General features: G+C 57.5%; 15 protein-coding genes and 1 pseudogene. 11 read left to right on the forward strand and 5 right to left on the reverse strand.

The window, feature by feature from the left end; translation table 11 throughout:
- Positions 1 to 60 precede the first annotated feature (60 nt).
- The 6 genes and pseudogenes from ABEV74_RS10365 (at position 61) to ABEV74_RS10390 (ending at position 6991) form a co-directional block, all read left to right on the forward strand.
- Complete coding sequence (locus ABEV74_RS10365) at positions 61 to 879, forward strand: carbohydrate ABC transporter permease (protein ID WP_430145808.1); 819 nt, start codon at positions 61 to 63, stop codon at positions 877 to 879.
- A gap of 51 nt (positions 880 to 930) precedes the next feature.
- Complete coding sequence (locus ABEV74_RS10370; protein WP_430145811.1) at positions 931 to 1938, forward strand: zinc-dependent alcohol dehydrogenase; 1008 nt, start codon at positions 931 to 933, stop codon at positions 1936 to 1938.
- 37 nt (positions 1939 to 1975) lie between these two features.
- The gene (locus tag ABEV74_RS10375) at positions 1976 to 4204 is read left to right on the forward strand and encodes a dockerin type I domain-containing protein (RefSeq protein ID WP_430145814.1); all 2229 of its coding nucleotides are present in this window, start codon (positions 1976 to 1978) and stop codon (positions 4202 to 4204) included.
- A 562-nt stretch (positions 4205 to 4766) separates the two neighbouring features.
- Positions 4767 to 4937: a hypothetical protein gene (locus ABEV74_RS10380; protein WP_430145817.1), complete on the forward strand. Its 171-nt coding sequence runs from the start codon at positions 4767 to 4769 to the stop codon at positions 4935 to 4937.
- 294 nt (positions 4938 to 5231) lie between these two features.
- Positions 5232 to 5702, forward strand: a pseudogene (locus ABEV74_RS10385) (SDR family oxidoreductase); the annotation flags it as partial.
- Positions 5703 to 6079: 377 nt separating this feature from the next.
- Complete coding sequence (locus ABEV74_RS10390) at positions 6080 to 6991, forward strand: NlpC/P60 family protein (RefSeq protein ID WP_430145820.1); 912 nt, start codon at positions 6080 to 6082, stop codon at positions 6989 to 6991.
- A gap of 9 nt (positions 6992 to 7000) precedes the next feature.
- Here the strand turns inward: ABEV74_RS10390 and ABEV74_RS10395 are convergent, their stop codons facing one another.
- Both ABEV74_RS10395 and ABEV74_RS10400 read right to left on the reverse strand, forming a co-directional pair.
- Positions 7001 to 8416, reverse strand: coding sequence for an NAD-dependent malic enzyme (locus ABEV74_RS10395; RefSeq protein WP_062497220.1), 1416 nt, complete (start codon positions 8414 to 8416; stop codon positions 7001 to 7003).
- Between the two features lie 94 nt (positions 8417 to 8510).
- Positions 8511 to 9626 carry an MGDG synthase family glycosyltransferase gene (locus tag ABEV74_RS10400; protein WP_213528562.1) on the reverse strand — a complete coding sequence of 372 codons (1116 nt, stop codon included), beginning with the start codon at positions 9624 to 9626 and terminating at the stop codon, positions 8511 to 8513.
- Between the two features lie 169 nt (positions 9627 to 9795).
- Between ABEV74_RS10400 and kapB the strand changes: the two genes are divergently transcribed.
- Entirely contained in the window at positions 9796 to 10185 is a 390-nt protein-coding gene (gene kapB, locus ABEV74_RS10405) for a sporulation phosphorelay system protein KapB (RefSeq protein WP_430145822.1), read from the forward strand.
- Between the two features lie 2 nt (positions 10186 to 10187).
- Here the strand turns inward: kapB and ABEV74_RS10410 are convergent, their stop codons facing one another.
- Complete coding sequence (locus ABEV74_RS10410) at positions 10188 to 11543, reverse strand: stalk domain-containing protein (RefSeq protein ID WP_430145824.1); 1356 nt, start codon at positions 11541 to 11543, stop codon at positions 10188 to 10190.
- A gap of 265 nt (positions 11544 to 11808) precedes the next feature.
- On the opposite strand from ABEV74_RS10410, the gene gltB reads away from it, so the two are divergent.
- On the forward strand, positions 11809 to 16413 hold the full coding sequence (gene gltB / locus ABEV74_RS10415; protein WP_430145826.1) for a glutamate synthase large subunit: 4605 nt from the start codon (positions 11809 to 11811) through the stop codon (positions 16411 to 16413).
- Positions 16414 to 16566: 153 nt separating this feature from the next.
- On the opposite strand, the gene ABEV74_RS10420 is transcribed toward gltB, so the two are convergent.
- Positions 16567 to 16746 carry a hypothetical protein gene (locus tag ABEV74_RS10420; protein WP_430145828.1) on the reverse strand — a complete coding sequence of 60 codons (180 nt, stop codon included), beginning with the start codon at positions 16744 to 16746 and terminating at the stop codon, positions 16567 to 16569.
- 260 nt (positions 16747 to 17006) lie between these two features.
- Positions 17007 to 17375: a helix-turn-helix domain-containing protein gene (locus ABEV74_RS10425; protein WP_062495511.1), complete on the reverse strand. Its 369-nt coding sequence runs from the start codon at positions 17373 to 17375 to the stop codon at positions 17007 to 17009.
- Positions 17376 to 17617: 242 nt separating this feature from the next.
- Between ABEV74_RS10425 and ABEV74_RS10430 the strand changes: the two genes are divergently transcribed.
- Genes ABEV74_RS10430 through ABEV74_RS10440 form a run of 3 tightly spaced genes read left to right on the forward strand, consistent with a single transcriptional unit; the run spans position 17618 to position 19498 of the window.
- Complete coding sequence (locus tag ABEV74_RS10430) at positions 17618 to 18040, forward strand: hypothetical protein (protein WP_430145830.1); 423 nt, start codon at positions 17618 to 17620, stop codon at positions 18038 to 18040.
- A 32-nt stretch (positions 18041 to 18072) separates the two neighbouring features.
- Positions 18073 to 18834, forward strand: a complete 762-nt coding sequence (locus ABEV74_RS10435) for a YveK family protein (protein WP_430145832.1) — start codon at positions 18073 to 18075, stop codon at positions 18832 to 18834.
- Positions 18815 to 19498: a CpsD/CapB family tyrosine-protein kinase gene (locus ABEV74_RS10440; protein WP_430145834.1), complete on the forward strand. Its 684-nt coding sequence runs from the start codon at positions 18815 to 18817 to the stop codon at positions 19496 to 19498. The genes ABEV74_RS10435 and ABEV74_RS10440 overlap by 20 nt, the downstream gene beginning before the upstream one ends.
- Positions 19499 to 19530: the final 32 nt, after the last annotated feature.

The following is a 19530-nucleotide window of genomic DNA, read 5'->3' on the forward strand; positions in this document are numbered from 1 at the left end:
TGGGCTTTCGAAATTCAGGCTAAATACTAAATCAAGAGGAACCGGAAGGGAGGCGCTGTTATGCCTGTCGCGATCAAAAGACTGCCTTTGTACGTGATCCTTGTACTGCTTGGCGTCATCTTTCTGTTTCCGTTCGTTCTGATGGTGCTCGGCTCGTTCCAGAAGGTCGGGAGGGCGATCGCCGACCCGCTGTTCTGGATTCCGGACGAACCGACGCTGTACAACTTCCAATATATTTTCGAGGCGAGCAATTTTGCGAGATGGATCGGCAACTCTCTGTTCCTGACGCTGGTACCGGTGGTGACGCAAATGTTTCTGGCGGCGCTGCTCGGGTACATTTTCGCGAAAAAACGGTTTTTCGGCCGGGAATTCATCTTCTGGACGCTGATGGCCGTCGTCATGGTGCCGAACCAGTTGCTCATCATTCCCAAATTCATCATGTTCAGCGAGTTCGGATGGGTGAATACGTACGCTTCCATCATCGTGCCCGAGCTATGGGCGATCATGGGCGTGTTTCTTGTTCGCCAGTTCATGCAGACGATTCCGAATGACATGGAAGAGGCCGCATATATCGACGGCGCCGGCGATTTCCGGGTGTTTTTTCAAATTATGCTGCCTTTGGCCAAACCGGCGCTGGCGACGGTCGGGACGTTCGCGTTCATCTCCTGCTGGAACGATCTGTTTACGCCGCTGATTTTTTTGACGACCGAGAATATGTACCCGATCACCGTCGGTTTGTCCTCGCTGCTGACCAAGGAAGGCAATTTCGGCATCGAGATGGCGGGCGCGGTCATTTCGTTCATACCGACCTTTTTGATTTTCCTGTTTTTCCAGCGCTATTTCACCGAAGGGATCGCCATGTCCGGCATCAAATCGTGACGGCGGTGGCGCTTGCCCAGAGATTGGATATGAGACGGAGGGAGACGAGCTTTGAAATCTGTAATTGCCCAAACCGGCGTCGTGAAGACGGTGGAGCATCAAGAACCCCCCCGGCCGCCGGTGGCACCGAACTTCGTGCTGATTCGGACCGCGTTCTCGGCCATCAGCCCGGGGACCGAGCTGTCGATGGCGAAGCGGACCGGCGAGCAGCCCGTAGAGCTTGGCTACAGCGCGTCCGGCATCGTGCTCGAAACGGGAGAGGGGGTCACCCACGTCCGTCCCGGACAGCAGGTTGCCTGCTACGGCGCGCCGTTCGTGCATCATGCCGAAACGCTGGCCGTACCCAAACATCTGGTTTCCCCGGTGCCGGACGGCGTGACGCTTGAGGAAGCGTCGTTCGCCGGCCTGGGGGCCATCGCCATCCATGCGCTCCGGCAATCGGACCTCCGTTTCGGGGAAAGCGTCGTGATCGTCGGCTTAGGCATACTGGGGCAGATTATGGCTCAAATCGCCAATGCCGCGTCGTTTCACGTCTTCGGGCACGACTTGCTGCGGTCCCGCTGCGATCTTCTGCGGCGGTCCGGCGTCGCTCATGCGTTCGATTCGGATGCCGACATGGAGCGCCGGTTGTTCGAATTGACAAAAGGCGAGGGAGCGGACGCGGTCATCCTTTGCGCGGGCGGCCATGCGCCGGAGCTGATCAACGCATCGCTCAGACGGCTCCGCGATCGGGGGAAAATCGTCATCGTCGGCGATTTGAAGATGGAATTCGAGCGGGAGATCATGTTTTCGAAGGAAGCCCAGGTGCTCATATCCCGCGCCGGCGGTCCCGGCCGCTACGACCGCAATTACGAGGTGCGCGGCTTCGATTATCCGGTAGGATACGTTCGGTGGACGGAAGGGCGCAACGTGGAAGAATACCTCCGGCTGCTGGCGGAGAAGAAGCTGCAAGTCCGAGAACTAATATCGGAGGTGGTGCCCATAGACCGGGCGGCGGATGCGTATCGTCTTTTTGCGACCGCTCCGGAGCGAACGATTGGCGTACTGTTGAAGTATTAAGCTGTTCGAATATTCATACGGAAAGGGGTTTTGTGTAATGATTCGATTTTTCGGCAAAATGGCGGCCGTAGCGCTGGCGTCATCCCTCGTGCTGTCGGCGGGTACGGCTCAGGCCGATGCCGCATCGCCCCGTCCCTCCTCGAAGCTTGAGCGGAAAGTTTACGGCGAACCGGAGAAGCTGCTGGCCCCGATGAATTCGGCCATCAGTATTTTCGACGGCGCGGTAGGCCGGGAAGACGGCCACGACGTCATGTACACGACGACGAAAGGCACGACGGCCGTATTCAGCGTCGTCGATCTCGACGATTACAAGCTGTTGCGCAGCATGCCGATTCCGGGCGTGACCGACTCGTGGCAGCACGAGGTGGCGCCGGACGGCACCGTCTACATAGCGGCCGGCGGGGGAAGCCAGCCGAAGCTGTGGAGCTATTCGCCCGAGACGAAGGAGCTCAAGGGCGTCGCCGACATTCCCGACGCTTCGTCCACCTGGGCGCTCGTTACGGACGAAGCGGGCAACGCCTACGTGGGCACGTACCCGAGCGGGAAAGTATACCGGTACGATCCCGTCACGAAGCAGGTACGCGACTACGGACGGCTTATCGGCGAGACGTCGCAGGAATACGTCCGGTCGATGGCTTACTACAAGGGCCATATTTATGCGGGAACGCATGACAAAAAGATATTCAAGCTGAATGTCGAGACCGGCGCCAAGGAAGACATCGCGGACGATCCGATTCTCGACGGCGAGGAGTCGTTCGTTTACGATCTCGACGAGGCGGGCGGTTATCTGTTCGCCCGTTTCAGCAAATCGAGCAATATGTACGTGTACGATCTTGAAGGGGAGCGGTGGCTGGATACCGTCATTCCGAACGTAACCGGACTGCACGTGCCGAAGGCGCTCGAAGGGAAGACGTACTTTATCTCCGGCGGCAAGCTGAAATCGTTCGATTTGGCCGCACACGTCGTGGAAGATACCGGGATGGCGTACGCAAGCGGCCTCCGGGGCGCAGACTGGGTCTATGTGGACGATCCGAAGCTGCCGGGTCCGAATCTGGTGACGATTCAGTTCGGCGGGTCCGTCACGTTTTTCAATCTGGAGACGAAAACGGTCCGTGTGTTTCCGCCGGTTGTCGCCCCGTCGGCATCGATCGTGCAGGCGGTGGAAACGGGACCGGAAGGAAATCTCTACGTCAGCGGCTACACGAGCGCAATCGGCGCGATTTATAACCCGGCAACGGGACAAAATACGACGATTACACTCGGGCAGGCGGACACGATGACGCCGTTCGAGGGCGATATGTGGATGGGGGTTTATCCGAACGGCTATATGTACCGCTACGACCCCGACAAGGCGCCGGGCGCGCAAAATCCCGAGCAAATGTTCCAGATCGGCAGCGATCAGGATCGGATCAACGCCTTGACGGCGGCGGAAGGCAAGCTGTACATCGGCACTATCCCGTACTACGGCAAGCTTGGCGGCGCGATAACCGTATACGATCCCCACGCATCCGGCGGGCCGTCTGTGGAGGTGTACCGCAATGTCGTCGAGAACCAGAGCATTACGGGGCTTGCGTACCGCGATGGCAAGATTTACGGCACGACGACGATCTTCGGGGGGCTCGGAAGCGATCCCGCGGCGTCGGAAGCGAAGATGTTCGTGTGGGACACGGAGAGCCGCACGACCGTCGCCGAGTTTACGCCTCGGGCGGAAGGCATCGAACGCCCGCGTTTGATCGGGGGCATTTCGCTCGGGCCGGACGGCCTGCTGTGGTCTACGGCGAACGGCGTCATTTTTGCGGTAAATCCGCAGACGCTTGAAGTGGTGAAGAGCCGCAATCTGTACCCAGAAGTGACCGATTACGGCATGTGGCGGCCGGCGAAGCTGTACTGGTCTCAGGACGGCCTGCTGTATGCGAACGTCGCCTCCAAGCTGACGGCGATCGACCCGGAAACGCTGGACTTCCGCTATCTCGGCGAGAGCGAGTCGTTCGCCCTCGGCGCCGACGGCAACCTGTACTTTACGCCGACGAACGAGAAAACGATGCTGTACAAAATCGCGGTATCGGACCGAAATATACCGGGAGACGTGGATGGAGACGGCATCGTCACGGGCAAGGACGTGTCGCTCGTCGCGCGTCACCAGCATGAGACGGTAACCGAAGAGAACCGGATTTACGATGTCAACCAGGACGGGAAGATCGACAGCGCCGATGTGAGACTGACCGTACGATGGATGCAGGAATCCCGCAAAGAAGCGAAGCCGTGATCTGAGGGACTTCATGCAACGTACAGTAACGCGTCAAAAAAGGGGGGGCTGTCCCAAATGGTCTTGAATGACCTGGGGACCGTCCCCTCTTTTTTTGTCTTGGAAAAAACCGCTCATTCGTGAAATGGGGTGACGAGCCGCCATATACGAAAGGAGCGGTTTCTTTGTACGTCGGTGACAGTCGAGTGGGCCTGTGCCAGCGGGGCAGGGCGGCCGGTGATAGCCAAACGGGCTATGCCGATGAACCGATGCCGACAGTGTAGCCAAGCAGGCTATGCCAGCGAACCAGGGGCGGTCGGCGACAGCTGATTGGGCCTATGCCAACGGGGCTAGGGGCGGTCGGCGACAGCTGAAGGCGGTGAATACTGCAAAAGTACAGGATTTTTGGCCAGAATAGACGACTTTGGCTCAAATTCCTGCGAAAGTACAGTAATTTTTGGCGATTTTCGCTTGTCTGGCTTGGACGGAGCAAAAAAACTGCATTATCGCAGGAATTTGAGCGTTCGGGCTATTAATGGCGGGAAAAAGCTGCACTTTTGCAGGATTCGTTAATTTAAAACGAATGAAAACGAATGAGAACGGCAGTGAACAGGAGCAGGGGCTGTTGACCGGCTGCAATCGGGCGGATGATACCGTCACGCAGCGGCTCCGGGCCAACCTGTCGCACACGCCGCACTCCCGCTTCGGCATTCATCGCGATGCCGATTTTGCCGTCGCGCAGTTGACCGGATAACTTCTGGCGCGGGTGCGCCCGCTAACGAGAGTCCGCCCACCCGGCCGTGGTTCTCGCTCACCCGGCCGCGGACGTCTCGCTCGCCCAGCTGTGCCACGTACAGCGGACGATCTCGCCCACCCAGCCGCGGACGTCTCGCTCGCCCAGCTGTGCCACGTACAGCGGACGATCTCGCCCGCCCAGCCGCGGACGTCTCGCTCGCCCAGCTGTGCCACGTACAGCGGACGATCTCGCTCACCCGGCCGTGGAGACTCGCTCGCCCAGCGGTACCACGGACAGCCGCGTACAGCGGACGTTCCTGCCGGGGAATTGACGGACGAGCTGTGGGAGAAAGTGTTTGCCGTCAACGCGACCGGTCCGATGCGGACGACGCGCAAGGTGCTTCCCATTTTCACGGAAAAGAAAAAGGGCGTCATCGTGAACATCGCCTCGGCCGGCGGACTGTTCGGCTCGCGCGCGGGCGCCGCCTATACCGCGTCCAAACACGCCGTCGTCGGCTTCACGAAAAATGTCGGCTTTCAATACGCGAATCTCGGCATTCGCTGCAACGCCATTGCGCCGGGAGGCGTGAATACGAATATCGCCGCATCCCTCACGGCGCCCAATCCATTCGGCGCGGAACGTGCGTCCGTCGGGATGGCCGTCAACCCGAGGGTGGGCGAACCGCAAGAGATAGCCAAGGTCGCGCTGTTCCTGGCTTCCGATGATTCCAGCTTCGTCAACGGCACCGCGATTGTTGCCGATGCCGGTTGGACAGCCTATTGATGAATTATATCGTACAGGCTTGAATATATCGTATCGAATCCGCGCAAACCGCGGATTTTTTTCTTTTTACGCTTTGGATAAGTACACATGATTTTGATGTGTAAATTTTAATATCGACGCATTTTTTCTCATTTTTGCTTTTAGTAATTGTTTCCTGTCATGAATGGCTAAAGTGAAAATGGGTCTTTGGGTCCTGCATGCGAATTGGTCGTGAAAATGGACGTGGCTGTCATTGACTGCGGAGGCCGCAAACGCATGGGGCGCAGGCGGTTTCGGGTTGTCCGGGGAGGAGGTGCCGGCAAGCGGAACGCTGAACGGTGAGGCGAAATTCTATATATCGCAGATGGTTCTAAGTGCCTAAACGGGATGACGGCAAGATGGGACGAGCGGTCGATGACTGGTCGGCCGATACGATTCTAAAATGTAGGCGAATCAACCGGCCGCGGACCGGATGCACGGTAACGTTACCGATCGAAACGAAATGTCTGGAGGTTGAATACGCCAACATGAGGATCAGAAGCAGCATCGTCAAAGTTACGCTGGCTGCGGCGCTCGTAGCCGGAAGCCTGACAGCAGTTGGAACGGTCGGAAACGGGGCGGCATATGCGGCACAAGCGACCGCTGTAGTCGAATGGGGAGTCAATTTGCGGACAGGCCCGTCCACTTCAGCGAAGGTCATCCGGATGCTCAAGAAGGGCGAGCGGATCAGCGTCATCAGCCAGACCAACAAATACTGGCTCCATGTGCGGGATGCAAACGGAAAAACCGGCTATATTTCTTCTTCACCCAAATATACATCTATCGTTTCCGGCGGCAGCCAGCCCGCCCCGTCCAAGCCGTCTGCCTCGTCGAAATCGGTCGAAGCTGTCATTGCCGCCGGCATGAAATATTTGGGCACGCCGTATGAATACGGTTCGAGCCGCAGCAATACGCGCACGTTCGACTGCTCGGACTTCGTCCGCCAGGCGTTCCTCGACGGCGTTGGCCTCAAGCTGCCGGCCGATTCGCGCTCCCAAGGCAAATATGTGAAGGACAAGGGCGGCATAAAGACCAATTGGCGCAATCTGAAGCGGGGCGACTTGATGTTCTTCATGTCTTATCGGGGCTCGAAAGCTTCGGCTTATGCGGGCGTGAACAAATCGACGGCGAGAATTACGCATGTCGGCATCTACCTGGGAGACGGCAAAGTTTTGCATACGTATTCCAAGGAATCCGGCGGCGTACGGGTCGACAGTATTGTCGGTAAGCATTGGGAATACCGTTTCCTATACGGCGGCAGCGCATTGTAAGCGGAGTGTTCATTCCCTCGGCTTGCGGCGGGCGACGCCGCTTTGCCAGGCGGCCAGCGCGACGCGGCGCCGCACTTCCTCGACGACGTGCTGATTGAATACGCTCGGTATAATATACATCGGGCTCAGCTCGTCGTCCCCGACGACGGAAGCGATCGCTTCGGCCGCGGCGAGCTTCATTGCCTCATTGATCTCACTCGCCCGGCAATCGAGCGCGCCGCGGAAAATGCCGGGAAAGCACAGCACATTGTTGATCTGGTTCGGATAGTCGGATCGCCCGGTCGCGAACACGGCCACGAGATCTTCGGCCAGTTCGGGGCGAATTTCCGGTTCGGGGTTGGCCATCGCGAAGACGATCGGATCCGGCGCCATCGCCCGGATATGATCGCGGGTCAGAATGCCGCCGGCGGACAGGCCGATGAACACATCGGCGCCTTGCAGCGCGTCGGCGAGTCCGCCGGAGAGGCGCTGCGGATTCGTATGCTCGGCATACCATTGCCACATCGGATGCGAATACGTCTTGTCCGCGGTAAGGATGCCCTCCTTGTCGACGCCGATCACATGGCGCGCGCCGCCGGCCAGCAGCATCTTCGTGCAGGCGGTTCCAGCCGCGCCGATGCCGCACACGACGATGCGGGCGTCTTCGATCGCGCGGCCTGTCAGCTTCAGCGCATTCAGCAGACCGGCGTACAGTACGACCGCCGTTCCGTGCTGATCGTCATGAAAGACGGGGATGTCGAGCTCTTCCCGCAGCCGTCTTTCGACTTCGAAGCAGCGGGGAGACGCGATATCTTCCAGATTGATACCGCCGAAAGCGGGCGCAATCGCCTTGACGGTGGCCACGATGGCGTCCGTATCCTGCGTATGCAGGCAGATCGGAAAGGCGTCGACATCGGCGAACTGCTTGAACAGCATCGCCTTGCCTTCCATTACCGGCATGGCCGCATACGGACCGATATTGCCGAGTCCGAGCACGGCGCTGCCGTCGGAGACGACGGCGACCGTATTGCGCTTGATCGTAAGGGAATACGCTTTGGATTCGTCCTCGCGAATCGCCTCGCACACCCGGGCCACTTCCGGCGTATATACCCGCGACAGATCGTCCCGGTTCTGGATCGGAACTTTCGGCTGTACGACGATTTTGCCGCCGAGGTGAAGAAGGAACGTACGGTCCGAGACATTGACGAGCCGGACGCCGGGCAGCCGGCGGAGCGCATCGCTCACCTTGGCGATCATGCCGGTCTCGGCAATTTTGACCGTCAGATCGCGAACGGTCTTCTCGCGTCCCGTCTGGATGACGTCGATGGCGATAATATCGCCTCCCGCCCGTTCGATGGCGGTTGCCGCAGATCCGAAATGCGCTTGCCTCGTATCGAGCTCAAGCCGCAAAATAATCGTCTTGCCATCCAGCGCATGCTCCTTCATCATTCCCTCTCCCTTCTCCGATCTAGCATTGTATGCCTACACTTTACCCTTCATTCCCATACGTTATTCGGCTGCGAATTTGAAAAAGAAGCCGTCACTGCATCAGTCGCAGGACGGCGCGAGGACATTGCATCGGATCGTATTGTTGATTGCGCTTCGACATCAGCGTCCGGCGGAAATACCCTGCCGCGTACGGCTCGCGAATCAGCGCGAACCATTTGTCGATCGTGTCGGTCGAGTCGAGCAGCTCGCCGAAACCGTTGCGAACGAAGTATTCGGCGTTCTCTTCCTCCTGTCCGGGAATCGGGTGGTAGAAGAGCATCGGAATCCCTTTGCTCATTCCTTCGGTGCAGGTCATCCCGCCCGGCTTCGTGATCAGCAGGTCCGAGGCGTCCATCAGCTTGCTGACTTCGCGGGTAAACCCGAGCACCTTGATGTTCGGATGGATGAACAGCGGATCGGCAAGCATTTTTTCGCGAATTTTGTCATTGTTGCCGACGCAGAATATGAGCTGAATGTCTTCCCGGTAGCGGGTCATATAAGTCAGCAATTCGTCTTCATATATAATTCCCCAGCCGCCGCCCATAATGAGCACGGTCGGCATCGGCTTAAGACCGAATTGCTTTTGAATCTCGTTTTTGTCGTACGTTTTCCAGAAATCGGGATGAACCGGAATACCCGTCACTTCAATCCGATTTTCGGGAATGCCCCTGTTTATCAGTTTATTGCGGACTAGCGGAGTCGATACGAGATATTTGTTTACTTCCCGGCTTGTCCAGGTGCCGTGCGCATCGTAATCGGTGATGAGCGTATATAAAGGAATATCGAGCCCAAGCCGCTTCAGCCTTGATACGACCGCATTGGGAACCGGGTGGGTGCAAACGATCAAGTCCGGTTTCAACTGGGAAATGACCTGGGATGTTTGCGTATAAAAAACGCGGTGGAGCGCAAGTTGAGCGAACCGGTTCAGCGATTTTTTATAATTGCTCCGGTACATCATGCCGACCAGCTTGGGCTGCTTCGTCACCGTCTTCCGGTACGCGGAAACAATCCAGGGCCCCAATACCGGATTCAGAAATTTACCCAGCTCGATGACTCGGGTCTGAATGTCGGGGGACAGCTGCCTCAGCCCGACGGCCAGCGCGTACGCGGCCTGGGTATGACCGGAACCGAACCCTTCCGATAGCAGAAGCACTCGTTTCTTACGCATGTTCTCACCTACTTTTCTAAATACCATATTACGATGCTTGCGCCCCTGAACACAAGTCGGAAATGGGCCCTTGCGTTCGGTTCTTCCTTTAAATTATGCTAAAATCGTCAGAAGCGTCGATGCGGAAACGACGCCGCCCATAGTGTAAACGAGAGGAGCCGATGAAAAGATGCAAGCAAGCGGCAGAATACAGGAGCCCGGCGAACTGGTAAAAGTCGAGTACAAGTCGGGACGTTATATCGGCCGGGTCGTGGAAACGGACGGCCGGCGCATGGTCGTCTCGATACTGGCGGTGCTCAAGCATCCGGAACAGGGCAACCTGCACCGCCGTTTCGATCCCGACGTGCCGCTCTTTCACGAGCGCCGCGCGCTGGCTTATACGGAGAAGGCGAGCGTGCCCGTGGAGGATGCGCAGCCTTATGCCGGCGAGGTGCCGGAATACAAGGCGTCATTGAAGCGGGCGCTGGAGGCGGAATTGGCCGCGCTCGACCGGATGAAGCGATGGGCCGAGCGCGGACTGGAGCAGCTCAAGGGGCTGCAGCGCGATTACGGTTTTTGAATTTACTTGTTGATAAAGGCGATTTTCCCTTGCGGGCGGAAGACGACCTGGAAGCCGAGCGCCTCGGACAGAGCCGCCAGCGGCAAGTACGTTTTCAGTTCTTTCCCGACCTTCTGCAAGTAAGCGGGAGCATCGATCGGCACGGCTTTTCCGTCGACGAGGGCGGTCGCGGCGCCGATCGCGAAGACGACGCTGCGGCCGTCCAGCGTCAATGTCGCCGATTGCGTCCGGGAATTCCAGACGAGCTTCGAGCCGGTCGCGTCGGCGATATCCCGCATCGCGACGTACGTGCGGCTGTTCTTCACGACCGGCTTGTTCGGCGTGTCGAGCTCCTTGCCGCCGACGACAATCGAGAGCGGTACGCCGGCCGGACGCGGCCGGACGGTCCGGTACTCGCCCCAGACCGCCTGCGCGAACGCTTTGCCCATCGCTTCGTAGCCCGGCTGCTTCGGATGCATGTCGCCGCTGCCGATGCTCGTGTAGATGAGCGCTTTGCCGTCGAATGCCTTCGCCACATTCGCGAGCGCAACACGGAATCCCGCGCTTGTCTCCTTGTCCGCGATTCGTTCAAGCGCTTCCCGGAGTTTCGCGGCTTCCTCCGACAATTTGTTGTAATCGTCCAGATAGTCGCCGATTTTCGGCACCGGCACATATTGATCGGCGAGGACGACCGACGCTTTCGGATTCATCTCCAGCAAAAGGCGGACCGACGCCTCGACCGACGCTTCGTATTGTTTCAGCGTCTCATCCATCAGCGCGTCGACGTCGGACCGTCCGCCTTCCATTATAAGCTGCGCCAGCGGAATGAAATCGTTGCCTCCGATCGTGACGACGATCAGATCGGCGGATTTCAGCTTTTCCGCCAGCTGGCCGGTATGGGCGAGAATTGTCCCGGCGCGCGGATCTTTATCCGCCCCCTCGATATCGGCCGCCGCAACGGCATCCCCCGCGGCCGCCGCTTCCAGCCATGTCCGCAGACCGGCGCTGGTCAGACCGAGGACGCCGTAATTCGCATATTCGGCCCGCAAACCTTGAAACAGCGCTTGCTCGTACACTCGCTCCACGTAGCCGTAAGGGACGGACTGTTCGGTAAAGCCGTGCTCGAAGCCGACCGTCAAGGAGTCTCCGATCGCGACGATCGAATAGGCTTCGGCCGCGTTCTGCCGGGACGCGGCGGTTACGGGCGGGGCGAGCGAATCCGCCGGCCGTTCGGCCGCCGTACGCTCCGCAAGTCCTGCCGATGCCCGCGCCCCATTCGATGCCGCCGCCTGGACGGGAGCCAGAACGCTTCCGATCAGCATTGCGGCAGCGGCCGCAGCAACTGCGCGGCGCCGGTTTTTCCTCAATTTACTGCTCAATGCATCCACATCCTTGTTTTATAATGGAATTGAATTGCGTCCTGGCCGACCAAAGAAAATCGTTATCACTATATAAAAATATTAAATTGCCATTCGTTTTTCGGAAGTGATAAAATTATGATCATGACTCTTGGTCCCGGGTGTTATGAATTCCGGAATGATACGGGTTGTCTGGCAAGATTTTCCGATCCGATTTTCATTTTATAATGAATCGTTCCGGTTTTAAAGAATAATATCCAATTTTACCAACTAGAGAGGTGCTGCGATGAAACAGACATTTACGGGATTGCCGCATAAGCAAGGCTTATACGACCCGCAGTTCGAAAAAGATGCCTGCGGGATGGGATTCGTGGCCAATATTAAAGGAAGAAAGTCGCACCAGATCGTCCGCCAGGCGCTGACGTTGCTGGAAAATATGGAGCATCGCGGCGGACAGGGAAGCGAGCCGAATTCCGGCGACGGAGCCGGCATTATGCTGCAAATTCCCCATGCCTTTTTCGCCCGGGAACTGGGCAAACTCGGTCTTGAATTGCCGGAAGAAGGCGCCTATGCCGTCGGCATGCTGTTCCTGCCGCAGGACGAGGAGCTTCGCGCCGCTCACGAAAGCCAACTGGAGGCGATCGTTCGCGAAGAAGGCCAGACGCTGATCGGCTGGCGCGACGTGCCGACCGACGACACCACGCTCGGCCGCACGGCCAAGGAAGCCAAACCGTTCGTGCGCCAGGTGTTCATCGGCCGTTCCGCGGAACTTGCGGAGGAGCTCGCGTTCGAACGCAAGCTGTACGTCATCCGCAAGCGCGCCGAGCAGGCGATCCGTTATTCGGGCGCTCCGGGGGGAGACAGCTTCTATATCGCCAGCCTGTCCTCGAAGAAGATCGTGTACAAAGGGATGCTGACGACCGAGCAGGTTCGCGCTTTCTACACCGACCTGAGCGACGAGTCGGTTGTAACCGCGATCGCGCTCGTGCATTCCCGGTTCAGCACGAATACGTTCCCGAGCTGGGAGCGCGCTCACCCGTACCGTTATCTTATTCACAACGGCGAGATCAATACGCTGCGCGGCAATGTGAACTGGATGCATGCCCGCCAGACCTTGTTCGCGAGCGAAGTGTTCGGCGAAGATCTGAAGAAAGTGCTGCCGGTCATTAACCCTGACGGCTCGGATACGGCGATGTTCGACAATACGCTGGAGTTTCTGTATCTGGCCGGCCGTTCGCTGCCGCACGCGGCGATGATGATGGTGCCGGAGCCTTGGGCCAACCACGAGAGCATGAGCGAGGAGAAGAAGGCGTTCTACGAATACCACAGCACGCTGATGGAACCGTGGGACGGACCTGCGGCGATGGCCTTTACCGACGGCACGCAGATCGGCGCGATGCTCGACCGCAACGGACTTCGTCCCGCCAGATACTACGTGACGAAGGACGACCATATTATTCTCGGCTCGGAGGCGGGCGCGGTCGATATTCCGCCGGAAAACATTCTGTACAAGGACCGTCTCCGTCCGGGACGGATGCTGCTCGTCGACACGAAAGAAGGGCGCATCGTATCGGACGAGGAGCTGAAGGCGCAAATTGTCAGCGAGCATCCGTACCGCGAGTGGCTTGACGAGCATCTGATCGGGCTGGATGAATTGCCGGATGCGCCGGAGCTTCCGGAACCGAATCATGAGACGGTGCGGCAGCGCCAGCTGGCGTTCGGCTATACGTTCGAGGATTTGCGCAAAGTGCTGGAGCCGATGGCCGGAAGCGGCGTCGAGCCGATCGGTTCGATGGGCTACGACGCGCCGCTCGCCGTATTGTCGGAGCGGCCGCAGCGGCTGTACAACTACTTCAAGCAGCTGTTCGCGCAAGTGACGAACCCTCCGATCGACGCCATTCGCGAGGAGCTCGTCACGTCGACCGGCACGACGATCGGGCCGGAGCGCAACCTGCTGCAGCCGGAGCCGGAGAGCTGCCGCCATATCAAGCTGGCGACGCCGATTCTGTCCAACGAGGAATTCGCCAAGCTGCGGCATGTGCGCCGCCCGGGCTTCAAGGCGATCACGCTGCCGATCTTCTTCGCGGCGGCGGACGGCGAGGAAGGCTTGCGCTTCGCGCTGAATCAAATGTGCGAAGCGGCGGATCGGGTCATTGCCAAAGGGCACAACCTCATCATTCTGTCCGACCGCGGAGTCGACAAGGACAATGCGGCAATTCCGGCGCTGCTTGCCGTATCGGCGCTGCATCACCATCTGATCCGCCAGGGCACGCGGACGAAGGTCAGCCTGCTGCTGGAATCGGGCGAACCGCGGGAAGTGCATCACTTCGCGCTGCTGCTCGGATACGGCGCGAGCGCAATCAATCCGTATCTGGCGTTCGAAACGCTCGACGACATGATCAGAGAAGGTATGCTTCGCGGCGTTTCGCATGAGAAAGCGGTCAAAAACTATATCAAGGCGGCCACGAAAGGCGTCGTCAAAATATTGTCCAAAATGGGCATCTCGACCATTCAGTCGTACCGCGGCGCGCAAATCTTCGAAGCGGTCGGCTTGAGCCAGGAACTGATCGACAAGTACTTTACCTGGACGCCGTCCCGCATCGGCGGCATCGGCCTCGACGTCATCGCCGAAGAGACGCTCAAGCATCATTACCGCGCCTTCGCCGAGCAGGACGGCAAAGATATGGAGCTCGACTCCGGCGGCGAGTATCAGTGGCGCAATGACGGGGAGGACCATCTGTTCACCCCGCAGACGATCCACACGCTGCAGATGGCGGCGCGCGCCAACGATTACAAGCTGTACAAGAAGTTTTCGGCGCTTGTGCAGGGCGAGGACAAGAAGCATCTGACGCTGCGCTCGCTATTGACGTTCAAGAAAGGACGCCAGCCGGTGCCGATCGAAGAGGTCGAGCCGGTCGAATCGATCGTCAAACGCTTCAAGACCGGGGCGATGTCCTTCGGTTCGATCAGCAAGGAAGCGCACGAAAGCCTCGCGATCGCGATGAACCGACTCGGCGGCAAGTCGAATACGGGCGAGGGCGGGGAAGACCCGGCGCGCTTCGTGCCGGACGAGAACGGCGATTCCCGCCGCAGCGCCATCAAGCAGGTCGCTTCCGGACGTTTCGGCGTCACGAGCAATTATTTGGTGAATGCGGATGAAATTCAGATCAAGATGGCGCAGGGCGCGAAGCCGGGCGAAGGCGGACAACTGCCGGGCCGCAAGGTGTACCCGTGGGTAGCCGAGGTGCGCGGTTCGACGCCGGGCGTCGGGCTCATCTCGCCGCCGCCGCATCACGATATTTATTCGATCGAGGATTTGGCGGAGCTGATTCACGATCTGAAGAATGCAAATCCGAAGGCCCGCATCAACGTCAAGCTCGTATCCGAGGTCGGCGTCGGCACGATCGCGGCCGGCGTAGCCAAAGGGCGCGCCGACGTCATCGTGATCAGCGGCTACGACGGCGGTACGGGTGCTTCTCCGATGGCCTCGATTCGTCACGCGGGCCTGCCGTGGGAGCTCGGCTTGGCCGAGACGCATCAGACGCTGATGCTCAACAATTTGCGCGACCGCGTCGTCCTCGAGACGGACGGCAAAATGATGACCGGACGCGATGTCGCGATCGCCGCTCTGCTGGGCGCGGAAGAATACGGCTTCTCGACCGCTCCGCTGATCGTGCTCGGCTGCGTGATGATGCGGGTATGCCAGTTGGATACTTGTCCGGTCGGCGTCGCAACGCAAAATCCGGAGCTGCGCAAGAAGTTTATGGGCGATCCGGCCCATGTTGTCAACTATATGCGGTTTATTGCGCAAGAGCTGCGCGAAGTGATGGCGGAGCTCGGCTTCCGGACGTTGAACGAGATGATCGGCAGGGTCGATCTGCTCGAAACGAAGCAGCTTATCGACCATTACAAAGCGAAAGGGCTCGACCTCAGCCCGATTCTGCATGTGCCGGACGTGCCGGCCGATGCGCCGCGCCGCAGCGTGCGGGAGCAGAATCACGGGCTGGAGCAGTCCCTCGACATGGAGAAGCTGCTGCCGCTTGCGCGCAAAGCGCTGGAAAACGGCGAACGCGTCGAGGCGACATTGCCGATTACGAACGTCAACCGGGTTGTCGGCACGATTCTCGGCAGCGAAGTTACCCGCCGGTACGGAGCGAAAGGATTGCCGGAAGATACGATCCGCTTCCACTTCGTCGGCACGGCCGGACAGAGCTTCGGAGCGTTCCTGCCAAGCGGAATTACGCTGTCGGTTGAAGGCGACACCAACGACTATATCGGCAAAGGCCTGTCTGGCGGCAAGCTGATTGTTGCGCCCTCGCCGAAGGCGACGTTCGCAGCGGAAGAGAACGTCATTATCGGCAATACGGCGTTCTACGGCGCGACGAGCGGCGAAGCGTATATCCGCGGCATCGCGGGCGAGCGTTTCGCGGTCCGGAACAGCGGCGCGAAGGTCGTTGTCGAGGGCGTCGGCGATCATGGCTGCGAATATATGACCGGCGGACGCGTGGTCATCCTCGGCCGTACCGGACGCAACTTCGCGGCAGGCATGTCCGGCGGCATCGCCTACGTACTGGACGAAGCGGGCGACTTCTACCGCCGTTGCAACATCGAAATGGTGCTGCTGGAGCGGCTGGAAGACGAACGCGACATCCAGGAACTGCGCCAGATGATCGAACGCCATGTTTCCTATACGGGAAGCGTTCCGGGCATGCGGGTGCTGGACAATTGGGACGTTGCCCTGCGGCAGTTCGTGAAAGTCATTCCGAAGGATTACAAACGGATGCTCGAACAGATCCGCAAGGTGGAAGATGCCGGTCTTCAAGGCCAGGAAGCCCTGCTCGCCGCTTTCGAAGCCAATATGAAGGAACTGGCGCGCATTGGCGGAAATTGATTGAACGATATAAGAAAGAGGTCTCCGGACACCGGGCATGGTGGCGGAGACCTCTTTTTGTGATACTCTTTTTGTGATAATGATAGCGATAGATCAGAGGGGGTGTCGAACAATCAACAAGACCGCGTCGTGCTCGCGGCACGCTCCCGGCGGTCACCAAACTTCCCGCTTCACGCGGTCGCTCGGCTGGGGAAACCATTCTTCAGGCCATCTGTCCTCCGGAATGCCGATTTGCATCAGCACATCCCGGATATCAAGTTTCCGCGACTTCGGACTCAGGCGAAGCTCGGCTTTTCTGTTCTCGTCTTTTTTCGTTCCGGCATTTTTCTTCAAAGCTCGATCCCACTCCTACATTTGCTATTTCCATGGGCCGTTATTCTTTGGAAACAATAATCCCATTATACCGGACGATTTTTAAGAATTCTGTCGTACTGTGAGGGACTATATTTAATTTATTGTTCTGTTTTTGTCGAATTGCGACTAAAGTCGCATGTTAATTCCGAGTTGCGAAAAATAAAGCCCGCCAAACAGGCGGGCTGCTATTATGAATAATGGCTTGTGGTTGCCTCGTCCAACGGAGAGTAGAAACTTGACTAATTCATCATCCGTTCGGCGCGTATGAATGCGATGAAACGCCGGGCTTCATCGCGCGTCAATTGCCTTCCGTCTACAGTGAGTGTGAATTTGTTTAACAATTCGTCGTCGGACAGCTCGAGCTGATCGACAAATTCTTTCACATCTTCATGAAGGACGGAGTTTGGATTATTCGTTCGACCAACCAAATAATCTATGGTTACACCGTACAAATCCGCGAACTTAGCCAAAGTTTCCGTATCCGGCTCTCTCCGGTTTTTTTCGTAGTGGGACAATGCGGCTCTGGATATTCCGAGCAGTGTTGCGGTCTGCTCTTGGGTCCATTTCCGCTGCTCCCTCAACTTCGCGATACGAGTACCGATGTCCATCCTTCTCCTCCTAACTTTCTATATATCCAATATTAATACGGAAACGCTTTTAATGCATTGTTTGCAACAAAACGTCGCAATTCTTGAAAACGAGTATGAAAATCTCTTGACATGTTACGTATTGTATCGTAAAGTTGGAAGTGCCAAAGATACAAATTGTATCGGAAGATGTCTTTATTATTATATGCCCGAACGTTCGTTTTTTAGACATATTGTCGGATAACCCCGCCTGGAGGTGAAACATGACCGTTTATAAACGAAAAACGGACTTCGGCCGTGAGAATGTTCGGTTAAGGCTGACCGATACGAAGCTTGCCGACCTGACAATCCGGGAAGTGAAAGGCCAACCGGTGACGGCGAAATGCTGCAAAGTGTTAATTCACAAGATTGCTCCCGACGGCCTGAGTTTTTTGACTTACTTGCGGTTTCCCGTGTCCCGCGATTATAAGCTGCAAATCTGTCTCTCGCTTTCCGGACAGCCGATTCAGGCCGGCGGCCAGGTCATATCACGCAAAAAGCAAGAAAATCTGTATCTGTACGACTTGCTGTTTGTCGACTTGTCATCATCGAAGCTTGCTCTTGTCAGACTCCTGAACGAGACGCTGATTCGGCAGTCGCCTCGCCAAGCCCGGATACACCAGATGTACCGCCGGATGAGCCGGTGACGAAATTGAAACGGTAACGGGAGGATCGATTTGTGGAACTCAAAGCGTATTTCAAAATGATCTGGAACAGAAAGTGGATGATTGCCGTCATCGTCACCTTAACCTGCATCGCCGTCGGCGTTAAAAGCTATTTTTTTACCGTACCGGTGTATCAGGCTTCGTCCAGGCTGATCGTCAATCAGTCTGTCGAGGCGGCAAACGGTGTTCGATATATGGATCTTACTCAAATTCGCTCGAACATTACCCTGATTAAAACCTACATCGAAATCATCAAGTCGTCGGCCATTATGGACATCGTCGCCTCTTCTCATCCCGAACTCGGGCTTACCTCCGAGCAGTTGTCTTCGGCCATACGGGTCAGTGCGGCGAATGATTCACAAGTGATGAACTTGACGATGACGAGCGTCTCCTATGAGCGGGCTGCCCAAGCGGTGAATGCCGTGGCCAAAGTTTTCCAGGAAAACATATCCAAAATTATGAATGTCGATAATGTCACCGTACTCGATGAAGCGAAGGTGGACGGCGTCACCCCAGTTCCCGTAAACAGCAGTCCGATATTCAGCATCGTGATCAGCTTCCTGGTCTCGCTTGGCATCGCGATCGGCGTCGCGCTCTTTATCGATTATTTGGACGATACGATCAAGAACGAAGCCGATATCGAGCAATTGCTCGGGCTTCCCGCGATTGCGTTCATTCCCCGATTTGACAGGGGCGACTTGAAGGCCAAAAAATCGACAGCTTCTTCTACTAATCAGCAAGTAGGTGATCCCGGTTATGTCCCGGCAAAACAGTGAAGCCAATCTGGTGACATTCGTCAACCCGAACTCCCCGATTTCGGAAGCTTACCGGACGCTTCGGACCAATATTCAATTCTCCTCCATCGATCATCCGGTGCAGGTCATCATGTGCGCTTCGGCGGAGAGCGGAGAAGGCAAGACGACGACGATTTCCAATCTGGCCGTCACGTATGCGCACGAAGGGAAGAACGTGCTGCTTATCGATGCGGATTTGCGAAAACCGACGCTGCACAACGTATTCGTCACCAGCAACCGGGTCGGGCTCTCGAATCTGATCGCCGGACAATGCGCGCTGCCGGAAGTGACGGTCGAAACCCAGATCGATCATTTATCGGTCATTCCCTCGGGGCCGGTGCCGCCGAATCCGTCCGAACTGCTCGGCTCGCAGCGGATGCGGGCGATCATGAAGGACATCCGCAGCCGGTACGACATCATTTTAGTGGATACCCCCCCTGTACTTGCCGTGCCGGACAGCTTGATCGTTTCTTCATTAAGCGACGGCGTCATTATGGTCGTACAGGCGGGCAAAGTGAAAAGCGATATGGTCCGGAAGGTAAAAGCCGGCCTGGAGCATGCGAAGGCCCGTATTCTCGGTGTCGTCTTAAATAATATTAAACGAAAAGAGAACGCGCAATTCATCCGTTACTACGGCTCGAAGTAGCGGCTTCGCGCAGGTAAAGTCTACTGTACCTT

Source organism: Paenibacillus cisolokensis, from assembly GCF_050481165.1.
In the GTDB taxonomy this organism is placed as follows: Bacteria; Bacillota; Bacilli; order Paenibacillales; family Paenibacillaceae; genus Paenibacillus_AH; species Paenibacillus_AH cisolokensis.